Raw genomic sequence first — 16,389 nt, 5'->3', positions numbered from 1 at the left:
CGCCTCCCGCGCGGAGCCCAGACGGAGCTTCACCGCACCCTCGAGTTCCTCTACCCGGAAGTCGGGGTGGCGAAGTCGATCGACGATGCGCTCGGAAAGGTCTGGGTGGAAGACCTGATGAGCCTTCTCGACGTCAGTGAGCAGTTCAACGCGCGCCTACCTACCACCTGGCTCCGCTCCTCGCGCATCCGCAATCTTCGCAGCCAACTGCTTGTCGCTATCGCCGATCTGATGATCGACTGCCAGGTGGACGCGGAAACCCGCGAGACGTACGCGTACGTTGACCGTTTCGTGAAACGGCTTTGGCCGACGGACACGGTGATCACTTTTAACTGGGACGTGCTCCTCGAGCGCCGCCTCGTCCGCAACGGAATCGCGTTTGGCTACAAGTCCCGCGACAAGGGTCAGGCCATCCAGCTCCTGAAGCTCCATGGTTCAATTGATTGGCGCCACGGCGAGATGCTGGACTCCGTTCGCCACCTCCACCAGGTGCACCGCCAGCTATTCCAGCTCCCCTGGGACCGCTTGATGGAACTGCGGCAGGGCGGTCACCTGAACGACGCTCCTCCTTACGTCGTCCCGCCAACGTTCTTCAAGGATCTCCAGGGGTCGACAGACCTAGAGGAGCTCTGGGTTACAGCGTTCCGCAAGGTGGTTCTCGCCGACGAGATCCACTTCTGCGGCTACCGCCTGCCGCCGGAGGACATGTACGCCCGCTCCGTGCTCCGCCGGGCGATCCGTCAAAACCTCAAGGACCGAAACAAGAAGGGGCGGCCCGCTCCGACCATCACGCTCGTCAATCCCGACGAGACGGGCGAGGTTCTGATACTCATGCGAAAGTTCCTGGACCGCTCCGTCAAACCTGAGACGGACAGGTTTGAGCTTTCCCGCTGGGGACGATAATCCTTTTCACCAACTCCATTTCGCTACTATGACCTCGCCCACACTCCGCGACGACGGGTCGTTCGACATCCCCGTTACCGAGGCCCACGTCGGGGCCGGCCTGCTAGACAGTCTTTCCAGCGGGATGTACCCAGACGTCTACGACATTCTCCGAGAGTATATCCAGAACGCTATCGATGCCCATGCCACCACGGTGCGCGTGTCCGTGAGCAAGCACGAAGTCACCATACTGGACAACGGCGAGGGCATGGGCCTGGAGGATCTCGACAACGCCCGGAAGGTCGGTGTATCCGGAAAGCCCGGCACCGGCAAGATCGGGTTTCGGGGCATCGGCGTGTACTCGTCATTCGCCGTCTGCGACCAGGTCGAGATCGTGACGCGTCCGAAAGGCGGAGCCGAAGCGTTCCGCCTGGTTTTCGACCATGCCGCCATCAGAGCTGAAACCGAGCGCGTCTCGGGCGGCCGCCGCAACACCCCGCCGCTCTCCGCAACCCTCGACCGGCACACCCGCATCTTCCCGGCTGACACCAAGTCGATGCCCAAAGATGCCGGTGATGGCTCGTTCACGTACATCCGGCTGCTCCGTCCCACCCAGCACTTCCGCACCCGCCTCAACGATGAGGAAAAGGTCCGGCGCTACTTGACGTCACGCGTGCCGCTCGACTTCCCCGAATTCGAGATGGACTCGGCTGGTACCCCGAAGCCCCATACCGGCTTCGCGCACGCTGCCGAGGTGCGCGCGGAACTGAAGGCCTGGGTTCCAAGCCTGAACCTCGTTAAGGTGCACTACCGGTTCGGTAGCGGGCACGAGCAGCTATTCACGCAGCCGCCGGTCGATGACGTGCTCCGCCCCGTGTTCCGTGTGATCCAGACGAAGGCGGGGGTGAGGCTAGCCTTCCTCTGGGCATGCGTGAGCCGCCCGCGCAACCAGCTTAGCCCCGAAGAGGCCCGCGGCTTCCAGATCCGCTTCCGCGGGTTTGGGATCGGGAACCGGCGGTTCCCGAAAGTTTTCTGGCCCTCGCGGGGCGGCGGACAGCTGTACGAGTGGGTCACAGGCGAGATCTACGTTCTTGACGAGACGCTCGTGCCCACGGTGGACCGCGCCAACTTCGAGGAAGGCGACAACCGCGACCGCTTGTTTGACCACCTCAAGGAAGTGTTCGACGAGTTCGAAAAAGTGGTCGGCCGGCGTCGCGAAGCATTGCGGTCACTCGAGCGGGTGACCGCGGACCTGCGCTCCGACGATCAGGCGACGAGAAAAAAAGGGCAGAAGGAACTCAAGAAGTCGATCGGCTCTCTCGATAAGCTGCGCGAGGACTTCGCACGCGACCCGCAACTCTCGGTCGCCGAACTGCTCGATGAGGAGGGGATTCAGATCTTGGACGCTCTCGGCATTCTGGACCAAGTCAACGATCCCTCCCAGATAGATTTTTCAGACGTCAGTCGCCCTGCCATCGAGAAGAGCACGGGCGGCAGTGAGCCTGAGAAGGTGGCGGAGCCCGGGTCGCAGACCGGCTCAGATACTCAGGGACACGAGCACGGGACGGACGACGCGTCCGATGAGGATGAAACCGGCACGGGCGACGCCGACGGAGGGAGCAGCGACGGAAGCGGCACCGGGCACGGAGCATCGGCGGATGACGATCCCGAGCCGCCCTCGATCGTGGAGACGTTGCTTGGACTCCGCGACTGGCCGCTCGGCGCAGAAGCCATCTTCCGCGAACTCGAAGGGGCCCTCCGCTCTGCGTTCAGCGAAGCCGAGTTCCGCACGGCGCGCCGCGTCGTCCACGAACGGTTTACTGACGCCGAGGATGTCCTCGACGATCGGGACTAACCACTCTCGAACGTCCCACGAAGAGAGGAGCGCGCGGACCCGTTCGGCCCGCGCGCTTCAGGGTGGCTACATCCCGCGTTCTGTGCGGCCGCCGGCGACTTTAGGAATGCCTGCAGTTCGTGCATGTCACGCGCCTTCGAGCAGCGCGACAGGTCATTGCGCCGGGCGCGCTCCCTGCGGGTTGAGCGACATGCCACACAACTTGGGCTCAATCGATGAGCGAACCGTCAACCCCGCTGGACGGGGCAGAGGCACGAGAACTATCAGATGCGGCCCAGCGGCTGCTCGCGGCTTTCCGCCACCACTGGACGCATCCACAATTCAGGCCTGAACACCGCGGGTACAATTCCGCACGGGTCTGGACAGAGGCGTCTGAAGACGCAGTAGTTTGATTGTTTGCGGTCCCGCCCCGGCACTCAAAACCGTGCACGTTCGCACCCCGGGACGAATCCCGGATTTTTCCGGTTGTTGGACCGGCGCGTTCAATAAAATCACGCGAGGTCCGGGAGTTGATCCTCGTCCACGTTGCTCTAAGTAGCAGTCCCATTCGCCTATCAACCGAGCATGTGTGCTAAAGGACGACAGTGGAGCCGATAAGATGATCCCGCTTGACATCGTAGCTTTCCATGAAGCAGGTCACGCCGTCGCGGCCCTGGTACTCAGGATTCGTGTGGACAAGGTTTCCGGAGTGGCTTCCAAGGGGCGTCGCAAGAACGAAGAAACGAGCGGTCACTGTAACATCGCGGCCCCGTGGCCGCGTCAAGGGCAAGGTGTGGGCGCCCCCATCGACTATGCTAAGTGCACGCCCGAACAATGCCGAGACGTTGCGATCTACCACCTTGCGGGCGGCGAAGCCGAACGAATGTTGCGCGAGAAGCGTTATCCGGACCAGCTAAGGGTAAGCGCGGAGGGGCACGAGGATGTCATTGTTGCACATCGGGCCGCGGTCGAGTGGCGTCGGCAGTTGGAAGGAACAATCCCACCCGGGAACTCTGGAGATGACGTTTTACAGTTTCGATGCAAAGCCCGAGAGATGATCCTGGAGCACTGGAGCGCTGTGGAAGCCGTCGCCAATGCCCTGATCGGAAAAACAATCACGGGTGCGGAGGCTCGCAATCTTTTTGAGGCGGCAACGTCTTCATAATTCGGCGGAGGCGTGGATAAACGCCCGGAAGCAGCGGCAGAACGTGCGAGAAGCCCAATGAGGTGGAACAGGTCTTACGTCGGCCAGCGGGCGGCACGGACCGCTGTAGACGATAGTGGCGGGCTAGCGGCGCACATTGTACCCCAATTACGCCGGGCCGGGGCGGTCGCTTGATCTGTTACGGGCGAACCCGCAGCTGCAGCAGCCAGCGATACGCAATTAACCGGATTGCGAAACTTCGGACGTACGAAAAGGAACCCGATTATACCTACGCGAATTAGATGTTTTGTAGGCCGTGCTGCAGGTTCGATGGACCGAAGGGCTCCGTAAGGCAACCGCCTCGCGGAGCCTTCGCTCATCATTCGGGGCTCCTTCCGCACGGTGACGATGTCCAGGGGACCGCCGAGGGGCGAGAAATGAAGGAACCGAAGCGGTGGGTCGCGGCGGGATACGAAGAGGTGGCGGAGCGTCATGCCGAGTGGGCCGCAGGCACGCGGGTGGGCGAGCGCATAGAGTACGCCTCACGCGTTCTTGCGTGGCTCGCACCAGGCTCCACCATCCTGGACGTGGGTTGCGGGGCCGCTGGCGTTTCGACCCGGATGCTCGCCGCGCCCCACCGGCTGGTGGGGCTCGACTTGGCGTGGAGCAACCTGGAGCTGGCACGCCGCAACGTTCCCGCGGCGGCGTTCGTTCAGGCGGACATGGGCGAAGTTTCGTTCCGCCCGGCCAGCTTCGACGCCGTAGTCGCGTTCTATTCCATCTTCCATCTCCCCCGGGCGGAACACGGGCCGCTCCTGTCGTCGATCGCCGGCTGGCTGAAGCCGGGAGGGCTGCTCGCGGCGGCCTTTGGAACGCGCGACGTGGCGGAAGGCGTAGAGGATGACTGGCTCGGTGTGCGCATGTTCTCCAGCAGCCATCCCCCCGAAACCACCGTTCGGCTGGTTCGCGACGCCGGACTGCGCGTCATCGACGCGCAGATCCGCACCGAGGACGAGGACGGCGTGCCGGTCCCCTTCCTCTGGGTGCTGGCGGCACGAAACGCGTGAGGGCCCGCCCGCGCGGGGCCGGCGGTCGCCGGGGCGCCGGCTTCGCTCGGCTGCCCGGCGGGTGCGGAACGGTTCAAACCATCGTCGCGCAAGCGGCATCCGAGTGACGCTGGCCGGGGACGGGTGGATCTCACGGCAGCAACCCTTCCAACCCCGGATCGCGCGCACGATGAGAGAGCCTACCACCGCTCGCCGCTGGATGCGCCACCCGGACCGGCGGCCCGGCCGCCGTGCATGGTGCCGTGGAACCCGCCGCCATCTCGCCTGGGGTCTCCTGTCGTGGAGCCTCGCGGTGAGTGGCCGCCCCGCATTCGCCCAGACGGCGGCCGCGGCCCCACAGCCGACCACGTATTTGAACCTTCCCCTCGACGTGGCGGCGCGGCCGGTCCCCCAGCTCGTCGCCGGCGAGGACGGGCGGCGCTACCTGCTGTACCGGCTGTACGTCACGAGCTGGCTGGACGTGGATCTGCGCTTTCGCTCCGTGGAGGTGCTGGACGCCGCCACCGGCCGCGCGCTGGCCAGCTACGATGCCGGCGCGCTATCCGACCCGCGGCGGCAGCGTGTGACCCGGTGGATCGAGAGCGACTCGATCTCGCCCGCAAACCTGGCGCTTCCGGCCGGCCGCACCTCGACGATCGCCGTGGGGATCTCGCTCGCCGCCACCGATGCGCCACCCGCCGCGCTTCTTCACCGCATCACCTTCGACACCGTCCCCACGATCCGGATTCAAACGGAAAGCGGAACCCCCACGGAAACCCTGGTCGCCACCTCGGAGCCGCTCCACGTGGAGCGGAGCCCTCCCCCGGTGCTTTCGCCCCCGCTTCGCGGCAGCAACTGGCGATGCAGCAACGGGCAGGCCCTGAGCAACTCGCACGCGGCGCTGGTGATCCAGGACCTGCGCCTTCGCGTGCCGCAGCGGTACGGCTGCGACTTCCAGCGGGTCGATTCTGCCGGAAGCATTCTGCCCAACCCGTTTCCGAACGACATCACGAACGAGATGTTCTACGGGTACGGGGCCGAGGTACTCGCGGTCGCGGACGGCGTGATCGTCTCGGTGCAGGACGGCATTCCCGACAACGTGCCGCAGGCCGACGGCCGGACCCTCATGCCGGTGCCGCTGACCAACCGGACCAACCCGGGAAACTGGCTGGCGCTGGACCTGGGCAACGGCCGCTACGCGTTCTACGCGCACCTCGTCCCCGGGTCCATTCGCGTCCGTCCGGGCGAGCGCGTGGTGCGCGGGACCGTGCTCGGCAGGCTGGGCAACTCCGGCAACAGCGTGGGACCGCACCTGCACTTTCACGTGGGTGACACGCCGTCGCTCAACGGAACGGAGGGCCAGCCGTACGTGTTCGACCGCTATTGGGTCCTCGGCCGCGGCCAGCCGAACCCGAAGGAGCGGCCTTCGGAGCAGGCGATGACCGTACCGCTGGACGGTGCCGTCCTTGCTTTTCCAACGAAATGCCCCGGAGACTCTCCGCGCGCCGTTCGCCCTCCCCCGCGCGCGGAGAGTCGCTGCGGTTTCATGGAGCGCTCCTCACTCCTACATCTGAGGCGGCGTTCCAGCGCCTTTTCATTGCGGCGCGGTGGCGCTGGCGCTCCGTGCGTCGTCGGCACGCAGCTCCTCCAGCGCCTCGCTCCAGCGCGGCGCGCGCACGGCCGAGGCGTTCTCGGCCACCAGCCGCTGCAGGGCTGCGCGGTGCGCCGCCTTCTTGGCGCCGGCAGCGGCGACGGGCATGTCCGGGCGCACGCCGACTCCCTCCCAGTTGCCATGCGTGATCGCGCTCTCCAGCCGCGCGGTGGGGACCGCCACCGCGAAGTGGGACCCCAGCATGACCCAACCGCCCGGGTTGGCCCCTCCCCGCGTCTGCTCACCCACGACGACGGCGCGACCCAGCGCCTGCAGGTCGTACGCTAGCGCCTCGGGCGCCGAGAAGGTGCGCCCGCTGACCAGCACGTACACGGGCTTGTCGAGGTAGCGCGGCCCCGCCACCCGTGCCGGCGTCCACAGATGCGCGGTGTCGCCACCGCGGCGGTGGAGCGTGCTGAGCAGCTTCGGCTCGGCGATGAAGTACGAGGTGACCAGGGCTTCCATCGCCGCGAACCCGCCTCCGGTATTCCGCAGATCGATGATCAATGCGTCCGTCTGCGCCAGGAACGACATCGCCGTGGCGAGGGCGCCCCCGGCCAGCTCCGGATTGTCGAAGCGCCCCATCTCCACGTAGCCCACGTTGCCGTCGAGCCGTTCGACCGCATGGAAGCCGAAGTTGCGCCACTGCGCATTCTCTAGGTCGCGCGCCGAGTCGGCGGCGGTCAGTCCGGCGTCGGGGGCCGCCGTGCGTGGGGTCGCGCTGAATTGCACCTGCAGGTGCTTGTCGCCGGTCCCGCGGCGCAGGTCGGCGGTCAGCGAGTCCGACAGCGCCGAAGCGGTTTCGAGGCGGCGATAGCGTCCGGCGCGCACACCCTGGCGCACCGCCCGGGCGGCGGCGGTGCCCTTGTCGGCAAAGACATATCGCGCTTCTACGGTTTCGGCGGCGGCGAGCGCCACCGAGTCGCGCGTAGCCGGCGTGACCGGCATGTCGGCGCGCCGCTCCTGCCCGCTGGCGGGAGTGAAGGACCAGGCCGCCGCCACCATGGCGAGGGCGGGGATGCGGAGTGCGGAGGAGCAAGGCTGGATGAACATGATCGCTCGCGGTGCGAGGAGGGTCGAAGCCACGTGAACAGCAATGAGACGAGTGCCGGGGCGATTGCGTTTACCTGGCGGGCTCCGCGTGGGCTCCCGGCGTCCCGCTCCTCCCCGTCCCGTGGCCGCCCGAATAAACGTTTGCGTCGCATCCCCCATCCTACCTGGGCTCTCGTATCCCGCTGCGCCCCTTCGCGTCAGGCGATCGATGACCCTGCTGTCGCTGTTCACGGTGGCCCTCGTGCTTGCACAGGACACCGTACGCCCGCCGGAGATCACCCCGGAAATCACCCGGCTGGCAGACTCCATCGCGGCGGCGGAGTTTGCCCGCGACAGCCTCGGCAGCATCACCGTGGCGATCGTTTCCGGGCCGTCGCTCGCATGGACCAGGAGCTACGGCTTCGCGGACCGCGCCCGGACCCGGCCCGCGTCTGCCGCGACGGTGTACCGCGTCGCGTCGATCACCAAACAGGTGACCGCGGTGATGCTCCTTCAGCTCGTGGAAGCGGGAACGGTCCGGCTCGACGACGCGGCAGACCGGTGGTATCCGGCGGCGGGCCAACTCGTGGACGCGAACGGCCTGAGGCACTCGCCGACCCTGGTGCAGCTGGCGACCATGACTTCCGGGCTCGTGCGGGACCCGGACGATCAGCGCCGGTCCCAGGCGGGGGACGCCCGCCAATGGGAGGGAGCGCTGGAACTCGGGCTCGCACACACCACGTTCGCGGCCCCACCCGGAACGGCCTATCAGTACTCCAACATCGGCTACGGCGTCCTCGGTGCCGCCCTCGCCCGGGCGGCAGGCGAGCCGTACCTGTCGTACGTCGAGCGCCGGATCCTGGGGCCGCTCGGGATGCGCTCGTCCGGCTTCGCGCTCACCCCCGCGCTCGAGCAGGCGCTCGCCGTGGGGGTAGACTGGGACGAGCTGTACCGCGACACGCTGAACTACGAAGACGCCGCCACGGATCACCGGTCGGGTGTCGGCTTTCGTGTGCCTGGCGGCGGTCTCTACTCCACCGTGGGAGACCTGGCGCGCCTCGTGGCGCTCCAGATCGGACACGGTCCGGCCGGGGTGCTCGGGCCCGGGGCCCTGGCGCTCCGCCAGCGCGTGCCCGTCGCCTCCTCTTCCGCGCTGGACTACGGCTACGGCCTCGGTACCCAGGTATACCGCTGGGGCGACACGACCGCGGTGGGCCACTCGGGAAACCTGGCCGGTTATACCGCGCAGGTGCTGTACGACCCGGCGCTGAAATTCGGCGTGATCGTGCTTCGGAGCGCCGCGGGTGGGGAGGCGAGTGCCGGCCGCCTCGCGGGGCGGATGTTCAGGATGGTTCGCCGAACCGGCCCCGCAGGGCCGGGAACCTGATCCGGCGGAAACCGGCTCGCGATGCCACCGGCGCGTCTCACGTCGCCGACGCTCCCGCGGTGGGGCGGTCCAGCAGCCACGAAAAGACGTTCAGGGCCAGCCGGGCGTTGTCGGTCCCGGCGTCTCCCACGCCGAAAATGGTGCCGTCGCTCCGCTTGCGCTGCGCGGTGAACAGCGCCGTCTCTCCGCTCACCACCACCCGTCCCCGGCCGTACGGGAAGGCCAGGAGCTGCCCCTGGCGCTCGCGCGGAACGCCGGGGAACAGCGGGCGTCCGGTGAGCAGGCGAGCAGACGGAGCCAGCGGAAGGAGCACGGTGGTGCCCGGGTCCGGCCGGGCGAGCGCCTGCCCTCCGTACGTGATCACCCGCCCCACGCCGGTGGTTACAGGATGGGCTCCAAGCGGAACGCCGCCCGCGCCGAACACGGTGCGCACCTTGTTCGGCGCGCGAGGATCTCCGTGCGCGGGGTCCGCCAGCACGTCCAGGCTGGATCGGACGCCGAAGGCTTCGGCCAGCCGCCGGACACGCCCGGCGAACGGCTCGTGGTCGGTAAGCAGCAGCAGGGAGCCGCCCGCGCGCACCCACTCCTGGACCGTGCGGATCTCGGCGTCCGAGAACGCGCCTTTTCCGTCCAGGTCGGTGGTGGCCCCGGCGACCACCAGGAGCTGTACGTCGGCCAGCGCCTGGGGCCGCACGGCGACGTACAAGCCGTAGACCTGGATCCGCGCTTCTTCGGCGGGCTGCACGATCCAGCGGAGGGTTCCCGGTTCCGCGGCGTTGCCCAGCCCGTGGCGGTTCCCGTGCGCCTCGTCTACCAGGATGGTGGTGGGGCGGGTGGCCACCTCGCCGAACGCGCCGGCCGGCGGACGGTACCGTGCGTCGGTAACGTGGTCTCCGCCACCGGCGCGCGGGGCCGCGAACTCGGCCATGACCACCCCCCCGGGGTAGGCGTACGGAAGCCACTGGTTCCGGCCCGGCCCCATCATCAGCAGGCAGGCGAAGGTTGCCAGCAGCCCCACGCCGACGGGCACGAGGACGTTCCGGAAGCGGGCCGACACCGCGAACTGCACGAGCGACGCGGGGACCAGCGCCAGGTAGGTCAGGAGCGCCAGCCGCGACAGCGTCGCCCTCACCGTGGCATCCGCCACCGGCCACACCGTGTGGGCGTCCGCCGGCATCAGCTCCCACCCGACGAGCCCCGCGGCCAGCGCCGCGGCGACCGCGAGCGCCACGAAAAGCTGCACCACGAGGAACTTGGCGGCGTAGACGCTGGAGATGGGGCGGGGGAGGGCACGCAGCTGCTTCCACATGTCGGTCCGGTGCTCCACGAAGAACACCATGGCCGTGATCATGATGACCAGCGTGGGGAAGGCGAGAGAAACCAGCACCGTGGTGTCGCCGATGACGCCGTCCTGCCACCGCATCTCTACCCGGCGCTCGTTCGCAAGGCGCACCAGCGCCCCCCGTACGCTCATCCACACCAGCGCCGAGAACGCGACGCCGCACGCTACGGAGACCAGCGCCAGGTGAAGGCGCCGGACCTTCCGCCATTCCGCGAGCAAGCTAGCGCGCATCGCCGCCCTCCTTCAGGAGTTGGAGAAAGTCGTCTTCGAGGGTGCCGCCGCGGCGGGCCGTTTCGTACACGTCTACCCCCGAGGCGGCGAGGGAGCGGATCGCCCGCGCTACGTCCGCGTCGGCGGCCTGCGCGAGCTCGATCCACCCTCCCGCTTCGTCTGCCGCATGCGCCTCCCCGGCCAGCACCCCGAGGGCCTGCGCCGGCGAAGCGACCCTGAGCCGCACCCGCCCCGCGCCCCCGGCCGCGGACGAGAGATCCGAGGCGGGGCCGTCGAAGCGGATCCGGCCCTGGTGAACCACGGCCACGTGGGTGACCGTCTTTTCCACCTCGGCCAGCAGGTGGCTGGAGACGATCACGGTTTTTCCGTGCTCCCGGCACAGGCGAACCAGGAGCTCCCTCATCCCCACGATGCCGACGGGGTCCAGCCCGTTGGTGGGCTCGTCGAGCACCAGGAGCGCGGGATCGTGTAGAAGCGCCGTGGCCAGCGAAAGGCGCTGCTTCATCCCCAGGGAGAAGCGGTTGACCACGATCGCCGCGGATTCCGACAGGCCGACGATCCCAAGGACCTCGTCGATGCGGGCGGCGGGCGCGCCGGTATAGGCGCGGAACACCCCCAGGTGCTCCCGCGCGGTAAGGTGCTGGTACAGCGACGGGGTCTCGATCAGGCTTGCCACCCGTGCGAGCACGGCGCGAGATCCGCGCGTGATTTCCTCGCCGAAGCACCTCACCTGGCCGCGGTCGGGAGGCAGCAGCCCCAGCATCAGCCGCATGAGGGTGGTCTTGCCCGCGCCGTTGGCGCCCAGGAGGCCGTAGATGGTTCCGCTGGGAACCTGCAGGTCGATGTCGCTCACGCCGGACCGCGAGCCGGGGTACCGGTACGTCACCCCGGCCAGGGTGAGTGCCGGCGGTGCGTGCGGGCCCGGCGTGTCTGCCTGTGCGTGCGGTACGGCGAGGGTCATGTCCCGGGGCGGGGCGGGGGGAGAAGCGCCGGTTGGCGGGACCGGTGGGGGACGACGAACGCCTGCACGGGATGGACGTGATACGTTGCGCCCCGCAACGGAGTTTCCGCCGAATGGTTTACCGGATGGATCGCACGATCGCCATGGAGCATGGGGGGCCCCTCCGGACCTGACCGCGCTACTGCTGCAGGTGGATTTCGCCGCTGAACGTGCGGATGGTGGCCTGTGCCGCCCCCCCGTTCACCGTGAACCGCGTTTCCGTCCCGCCGCTGGTGCGCTTGACCGTGGGTGCTCTGGCGAGGTTGGTCTGGACGGTCCCGCTGTTCGTGAACAGGTTGAAGGCCGCGTTCGGGGTGCCCGTCAGCCGCATTTCGGCGCGTCCCGAGTGCGTGTCGATTTCGGCATGGCTCCCGGGCGCCAGGTTGCCCGCCAGCGACACGGTTCCCGAGAAGGTCTCGAACCTGCCGCGGGCAAAGTGCATGTCGGAGCGGATGGCGCCGCTGACGGTGACCAGCGCCACGTCGCGCGCGCCTCCCCGCAGGTCGATGTCGCCGGCCCCGGTGCGTACACGCAGCCACTCGGGGCCCCCCGCCACGTCCACGCTGCCGCGGATCGTCTCGATCCTCAGCTGCCGCCCCGCGCCGCGCGCCTGCACCGGACCGTCGATGGTGTAGACGTCCAGCGACCCGGTGAGGTTCTCCACGCGCACGGAGGGCGTCCTTCCGATCCACCCCCGGGCACCGGTGACGGTGGCCGGCTGACTTTCCCGGACCGTCCAGCCGATCGATATCAGGGCTCGCGTCCCTCCAGCCGAGCGAGCTGCACGGCGGCGAAGCGGAGCATGGGGTTGAGTGCGACGGCCCGGCGATAGGCATCCGCCGCGCCGGTGCGGTCGCCGGCAGCGCGCAGGGCGGCGCCCAGCCGCACGTGCAGCGCGGGCTGCCGCGGGAACAGCTCCACCCCCGCGCGCAGCAGCTCGATGGCCGCCGCCGAGGCGGAGTCGGCGCGCAGCAGCCCCGCCGCCGCGCCGTCCACCACGTAGCTGCTGAGGTACCCCGGCGCGCCGGGCCCCGCCATCTCCCGCAGCCGCCCCGCCGCGGCCGCGCCGCCCTGTTCCCGCGCCACCCGCTGCAGCTCGCCCACCAGCACCGGCTCGTCGGGTCCGTGGAACTCCAGCGGCACCGGGATCATCGTGTCGCGCACCGGCTCGCCGCGCAGAAAGCGCATCATCACGTCGCGGATGGCCGGCGTGGCGCCGTAGAAGTCGTGCGCAACCCCGTCGATCACCACGTGCGCGCTGTTCGGAAAGCCGCTCCGCACCTCCTCCGCGTCGTCGATCGAGGTGCGGCCGTCGTAGCGCCCGCTCATGAAGAGCGCGGGGACGGGCGAGCGCAGGGGACCGCGGAACGCCTCGCCCAGGTCCCGCACCCCCCACGCCGCCTGGAAACCGGGATCGCTGAACGGAAAGTTGATGGCGTCGCCCAGCAGCGCGCCGGGCACCTGCGCCCGGATGCGCCGCAGCCGCTCCGGCGAGACGCCGGACGCCAGGTGCATGGTGTACGTCATGGCGGTGCGCAGCGGACGCTGCTTCAACCCGGCGACCACCCCGCCGGCGATGGCCTCGTACCGGCCGGCGTCCAGGGCCGCCATCAGCATCGGCAGGCGGGTGATGAAGTCCAGCTCGCCTCCGGAGAGCGCGATCAGCAGGCGCACCTCGTCCCCGCCGATCACCACCGTCTGGCTGTCCACCCGCACCCGTGCCGGCTCCGCGTCCAGCCGTGCCAGGACGCGGCGGGTGGTGCCCACCAGGTCCGGCACCAGGGGCGAAAGGCGGGGATCGGCGCGTACCGCGCTGTCCACCCGCTGCAGCAGCGCCTGCCCGTCGCCGGGGTAGCGCCAGCGCTGGCCGGGGCCGTTCACGCCGCCCACGATCATCCGGTGCACGTGCCCGCCGTGGCGCCGAACGTACGCCAGCGCCAGGTGCGAGCCGTAGCTGTGCCCCCACAGGGTGATCCGCCCCGCGCCCAGCGCCGCGCGAATGGCCTCGAGGTCGTCCGCGCTCTCCACCGTGTTGTAGGCGGCGAGGTCCACGCCGCGCGCGCGCACCTCGGCTGCCGCGCGCCGGGCGCGGGCCCCGACGGCCTCGCGCGCCTCGGGCGAGCTCACCAGCACGTCCAGCGGCAGCTCGAAGGTGCCGGTGATGGCCAGGCTGGGCTCGGCGGTCCCGGTGCCGCGCTGGTCGAAGAACACCACGTCCGCTACGTCGCGCATCTGCATGGCGATGGGAAACGCGATGCCCGTGGCCGCGCTCAGCGCCGAGCTCCCCGGTCCGCCGGCCAGGTAGACGATGGGCGGCCCGGGATTGGGGTTGCGGCTGCGGAAGCGCAGCAGCGGCAGCCGCACCCTGGGCCCGCCGGGGTTGGCGTGGCGCTCCGGCACCGTGATCCATGCCGTCTCCGCCTCCGTGCGCTCCCCCGCTGCGCTGGTGAACGAAATCGGCGTCCACTGCAGCGGTGCGGGCTGCGCGGCGAGGGGCGGGGATGCGGTCACGGCAATCGTGGCGGCGAGAAGGAAGGCTCGGGATAGCATGCGGGCACCGCGGGTCTGGGGGAAGGGACTCGCCGGGAAGCGTGCGCCTCCGGCGATGGTACTGGACCGTCCGGAGGCGACTCGTCCTTCCTGGGGAAGCCGCCTTGGCCACGCTCACGGCGGAGGCGTGGCCAGGTAGCTGTGCAGCACGTGCGTCAGCTCGCGGGTCAGCCCGTCCAGGGTGACGGGCGTGACCGCGGCGTGCGGCGCGTCGCCGAAGAGCAGCTTCTCGCGCGCGGCGCAGGCGACCACGAAGAACCCCATCCGCAGCGCCGCCTCCGGCGAGGGGTGGGGGACCTGCGCCAGGAACGGCCGCAGGACGGCGAGCGGCAGCTCCTGCACCTCGCGGCGCTGCTGGTAGAAGCTGTCGCTGAACGCGTCCGGATGCGTGCGGGCGTAGAGCGCCAGGGCGCGCATGAGGTTGCGGCGCTCCAGGTACATCTCCAGCGTGCCGCGTACGAGCGCCGCGCACGCGTCGCGAAAGGTCAGCTCCCGCCACGGCGTCCGCTCCATCCGGGCCTCGATGCGCGGCCGCAGCTCGGCATCGTAGCGTTCGTACAGGAACGGGAGCAGCGCGTCCTTGCTTCCGAAGCGGGCGTAGAACGAGCCGCTGGAGCATCGCGCCTGGCGCAGGATCTCGCCGATGGTGATCTCTTCGAACGGGCGCTCCTCCAGCAGCCGTTCCGTCGCGGCCGCCACGCGCTCGAGGGTTTCGCGGCTGCGGAGCTGAAGTGGATCGCGGACCATGGTTCCTCGGGCAGAGATGAAAATAGAACTGGATTACAATACCAATCATCGCGCGCGTCCGCAAGGGGCGGTTCCTGGCGCCCCTGGTACCGCGTGCTCCGCGGATATCTCCGTCCACCCAGCGGGCGCCGGTCGGCGCCCGCCGGGGTGTGGTCAGGTGCCCGCGGAGCTCACCGCGAGCGAGGGAGCAGGAGAGGGGGTCGCAGTGCTGCTCGATGCCCACCCCCAGGTACATCACGTCCGGCCGGCCGGGAGCAAAGGCGATCTCGCTGACGTCGTGATAGGCGTTGTGCGTCAGCGTGTGGGTCCCGGTACGCCCGTCGAGCCGCACGATGTCCGTCCCGTAGTTCCGGAAGCTGGAACTGAAGACGAAGTACAGCACCAGCGGATCGCGCGGATGCGCGGCCATCACCGGGCCGTTGACGATGTTGACCCCGCCGCCGGGTGTCTCCGAAAGAACGGGGGTGAAGGTCTGGCCGCGGTCACGCGAAAGGTAGATGTGCCGGCCCTCCGTCCCCTGCAGGTCTCTCTCGGCGACGTCGAGGCCCGCGGCCCACACGGTCCGGGGATCCACGGGTGAAACCTCGAGCTTGAAGACGTTCTGGTTGCGCTGCGGCGTGGGGGACGAGATCTGCGCGCGCGACCAGGTCCGGCCGCCGTTCTCCGTTCTCCACGCCCCCGTATGCGGCGTGCCGGCGAAGGCGACGTTCCAGTCGGCCGGGTCGAAGGCCACCGAAAACACCCAGTCGGCCTGCACCGGCGTGCCGACGCTCTTCCAGGTCGCGCCGTGATCGTTGGATTCGAAGACCTGCCCCGTCTCGCCCGCCACGCGGACGCTTTCGGGATGGCCCGCGCGAACGGCCAGGCCCCGTACGCGGGGAACGGGCGAGCTCAGCACCTGCACCGCGCCGTCCGCCGGTACGCGGTACAGGCCGCCCGGCCCGTCGGCGTAGCCGTACGCCAGCGTGGGCGAGGCGGCGACGAGCGCCACGTACGCGCCCGGCACCGTGCCGGCCTGGGTCCACGTGCACCCCGCGTCCGTCGACCTCAGGATCGTCCCCGCGTGGGCGGCAAGCAGGGTGGAGCTGCTGAGCGCCACCAGCCCGCGCGTGTACTTTACCCCCGCCAGCACGCCGTTCGTCGGCGTGAGGCTGGCACCCTCGTCGGTGGTGAAGGTGACGCCCCCGGTTCCCGTCACCTGCGTGCAGGCCGGCGGCCCCAGGTTTTCCGGGCCCGCGATCCGGTCCTGCTGGCACGCGGCACAGCTCACGAGCATCCCGGCCGTGACGATCGCTCTTTTCATCGCGCTCCTCCAGGTGCGGCGTGGCGGCGAGACCCCCCCCCTCGTAGGTGCTACCCATTACCCACATCTTTGTATCGGGCCAGGGACGCACAAAACCATGGTGACAGCAGGGGTTTGGCCCTCATCTGCGTCCACTCGGGAGACGGAGCAGCGCGCATTCCGGTGCGTAGACGCCACACACTCCTACGTCGACGACGGGTTTGACGCGGCCTCAAACCTACGCTCCCACGGCATTTTTGC

The 16,389-nt window shown here is 69.1% G+C and carries 11 protein-coding genes and 2 pseudogenes; 6 read left to right on the top strand and 7 right to left on the bottom strand.

The features are described from left to right. Positions 1 to 66: 66 nt before the first annotated feature. From VF632_RS00100 to VF632_RS28165, 5 genes and pseudogenes are all read left to right on the top strand, one after another. Positions 67 to 903 carry a hypothetical protein gene (locus VF632_RS00100; RefSeq protein ID WP_331020794.1) on the top strand — a complete coding sequence of 279 codons (837 nt, stop codon included), beginning with the start codon at positions 67 to 69 and terminating at the stop codon, positions 901 to 903. A 28-nt stretch (positions 904 to 931) separates the two neighbouring features. Next, a complete protein-coding gene (locus VF632_RS00095) occupies positions 932 to 2,737 on the top strand; it encodes an ATP-binding protein (RefSeq protein WP_331020793.1) in 1,806 nt (601 codons plus the stop codon). A gap of 598 nt (positions 2,738 to 3,335) precedes the next feature. After that, positions 3,336 to 3,881, top strand: a complete 546-nt coding sequence (locus VF632_RS00090) for a hypothetical protein (RefSeq protein ID WP_331020792.1) — start codon at positions 3,336 to 3,338, stop codon at positions 3,879 to 3,881. A 416-nt stretch (positions 3,882 to 4,297) separates the two neighbouring features. Next, a complete protein-coding gene (locus VF632_RS00085) occupies positions 4,298 to 4,927 on the top strand; it encodes a class I SAM-dependent methyltransferase (protein WP_331020791.1) in 630 nt (209 codons plus the stop codon). 169 nt (positions 4,928 to 5,096) lie between these two features. Beyond that, positions 5,097 to 6,173, top strand: a pseudogene (locus VF632_RS28165) (M23 family metallopeptidase); the annotation flags it as partial. A 327-nt stretch (positions 6,174 to 6,500) separates the two neighbouring features. On the opposite strand, the gene VF632_RS00080 reads toward VF632_RS28165, so the two are convergent. Next, positions 6,501 to 7,610 (bottom strand): S41 family peptidase, encoded by a 1,110-nt coding sequence (locus tag VF632_RS00080; RefSeq protein ID WP_331020790.1) that lies wholly within the window; start codon positions 7,608 to 7,610, stop codon positions 6,501 to 6,503. A 208-nt stretch (positions 7,611 to 7,818) separates the two neighbouring features. On the opposite strand from VF632_RS00080, the gene VF632_RS00075 reads away from it, so the two are divergent. Continuing rightward, positions 7,819 to 8,976, top strand: a complete 1,158-nt coding sequence (locus VF632_RS00075) for a serine hydrolase domain-containing protein (protein ID WP_331020789.1) — start codon at positions 7,819 to 7,821, stop codon at positions 8,974 to 8,976. Positions 8,977 to 9,013: 37 nt separating this feature from the next. Here the strand turns inward: VF632_RS00075 and VF632_RS00070 are convergent, their stop codons facing one another. The 6 genes and pseudogenes from VF632_RS00070 to VF632_RS28160 all read right to left on the bottom strand — a co-directional run. After that, positions 9,014 to 10,549, bottom strand: coding sequence for an ABC transporter permease (locus VF632_RS00070; RefSeq protein ID WP_331020788.1), 1,536 nt, complete (start codon positions 10,547 to 10,549; stop codon positions 9,014 to 9,016). Beyond that, the gene (locus VF632_RS00065; RefSeq protein ID WP_331020787.1) at positions 10,539 to 11,510 is read right to left on the bottom strand and encodes an ABC transporter ATP-binding protein; all 972 of its coding nucleotides are present in this window, start codon (positions 11,508 to 11,510) and stop codon (positions 10,539 to 10,541) included. The genes VF632_RS00070 and VF632_RS00065 overlap by 11 nt, the downstream gene beginning before the upstream one ends. A 178-nt stretch (positions 11,511 to 11,688) precedes the next feature. After that, entirely contained in the window at positions 11,689 to 12,219 is a 531-nt protein-coding gene (locus tag VF632_RS00060; protein ID WP_331020786.1) for a DUF4097 family beta strand repeat-containing protein, read from the bottom strand. An 80-nt stretch (positions 12,220 to 12,299) separates the two neighbouring features. After that, positions 12,300 to 14,099: an alpha/beta fold hydrolase gene (locus VF632_RS00055; protein ID WP_331020785.1), complete on the bottom strand. Its 1,800-nt coding sequence runs from the start codon at positions 14,097 to 14,099 to the stop codon at positions 12,300 to 12,302. A 114-nt stretch (positions 14,100 to 14,213) separates the two neighbouring features. Then, positions 14,214 to 14,846, bottom strand: a complete 633-nt coding sequence (locus VF632_RS00050) for a TetR/AcrR family transcriptional regulator (RefSeq protein WP_331020784.1) — start codon at positions 14,844 to 14,846, stop codon at positions 14,214 to 14,216. A gap of 508 nt (positions 14,847 to 15,354) precedes the next feature. Beyond that, positions 15,355 to 16,122 (bottom strand): annotated as a pseudogene (locus VF632_RS28160) (WD40/YVTN/BNR-like repeat-containing protein); the annotation flags it as partial. Positions 16,123 to 16,389 lie beyond the last annotated feature (267 nt).

This window comes from Longimicrobium sp., assembly GCF_036388275.1.
GTDB lineage: Bacteria > Gemmatimonadota > Gemmatimonadetes > Longimicrobiales > Longimicrobiaceae > Longimicrobium.
Note: the sequence above shows the minus strand (reverse complement) of the source record. Positions and strands in the feature narration are given on the sequence as shown.

Excerpts from the sequence above, each read along its gene's own strand:
- VF632_RS00095 (WP_331020793.1), top strand. The coding sequence starts at position 932 with ATGACCTCGCCCACACTCCGCGACGACGGGTCGTTCGACATCCCCGTT.
- VF632_RS00090 (WP_331020792.1), top strand. The coding sequence starts at position 3,336 with ATGATCCCGCTTGACATCGTAGCTTTCCATGAAGCAGGTCACGCCGTC.
- VF632_RS00085 (WP_331020791.1), top strand. The coding sequence starts at position 4,298 with ATGAAGGAACCGAAGCGGTGGGTCGCGGCGGGATACGAAGAGGTGGCG.
- VF632_RS00080 (WP_331020790.1), bottom strand. The coding sequence starts at position 7,610 with ATGTTCATCCAGCCTTGCTCCTCCGCACTCCGCATCCCCGCCCTCGCC.
- VF632_RS00075 (WP_331020789.1), top strand. The coding sequence starts at position 7,819 with ATGACCCTGCTGTCGCTGTTCACGGTGGCCCTCGTGCTTGCACAGGAC.
- VF632_RS00070 (WP_331020788.1), bottom strand. The coding sequence starts at position 10,549 with ATGCGCGCTAGCTTGCTCGCGGAATGGCGGAAGGTCCGGCGCCTTCAC.
- VF632_RS00065 (WP_331020787.1), bottom strand. The coding sequence starts at position 11,510 with ATGACCCTCGCCGTACCGCACGCACAGGCAGACACGCCGGGCCCGCAC.
- VF632_RS00055 (WP_331020785.1), bottom strand. The coding sequence starts at position 14,099 with ATGCTATCCCGAGCCTTCCTTCTCGCCGCCACGATTGCCGTGACCGCA.
- VF632_RS00050 (WP_331020784.1), bottom strand. The coding sequence starts at position 14,846 with ATGGTCCGCGATCCACTTCAGCTCCGCAGCCGCGAAACCCTCGAGCGC.